Annotated in this window: 1 protein-coding gene and 1 pseudogene; one reads left to right on the forward strand and one right to left on the reverse strand. The window is 69.3% G+C overall.

Annotated features, from left to right (window positions below; genetic code table 11):
• The coding region (locus AX703_RS01005; RefSeq protein WP_156451864.1) for a DUF1173 family protein at positions 1–476 on the forward strand (476 nt) is incomplete at its 5' end.
• Positions 477–482: 6 nt separating this feature from the next.
• Here the strand turns inward: AX703_RS01005 and AX703_RS01010 are convergent.
• Positions 483–694, reverse strand: a pseudogene (locus tag AX703_RS01010) (hypothetical protein); the annotation flags it as partial.

Raw genomic sequence — 694 nt, forward strand, 5'->3', positions numbered from 1 at the left:
CGCGGCGCTTCCACAAGCGGTTCGCGGGCGAACTCGCGTTGTGGCAGGCGCAGGATGGACCGAACGGTAAGAGCGGTCACCTGGTTCTCGCCGGCTCGTTCGCGCGGCGGCGCGAGGGCACCTTCGACCTCATCGAGGTCGCGCTGATGCCGGTGACGCCCGAGTGGCTGCCTTATGAGACCAGCGACGAGCGCTACCTTGTCGGCAAGGCGGTCGCGGAGAAGCGGCGGTTCGTGAAGGGCCTGCGTGTCAATCTCGACACCGACACGCCGATCGCGAGCCTGGTGCTCAAGGACACCGGCGAGGAAGCCAGCGCCATCCACATCCATGACCGCGACAACGAGGTGGCGGAGCCGCTGGAAGCGCTGCTCGCCGGGCAAGGCGTCGCGCACCTGCTGTGGAAGGAGGGCGAGCCGCTCCCGGCCCGCGTCAGCCGGCCGCCGCGGCGAAGCTGGGACGCGCAGCAAGCCGCCTGAGCGGGCTCAGTCGTCCGGTCGGGGCAGCGGTTTTGTCGGCAGCAGGTCGAGACGCCGGGGCGTGTTGCGAACCGCCCGCAGGGCTTCGAGCCGCGCGGCAACCTCGCTTTCGTGCTGGGTGATCTCGATGCGGTTTACGCCCACGATGGTCCAGACCGCGAGTTCGGGCCGCTCGGTCACGTGGACCGAGTAGGCGATGGGCAGCTTGTCGGGATAGA

Origin of the sequence: Novosphingobium sp. CCH12-A3 (genome assembly GCF_001556015.1) — a bacterium.
Taxonomy (GTDB): Bacteria; Pseudomonadota; Alphaproteobacteria; order Sphingomonadales; family Sphingomonadaceae; genus Novosphingobium; species Novosphingobium subterraneum.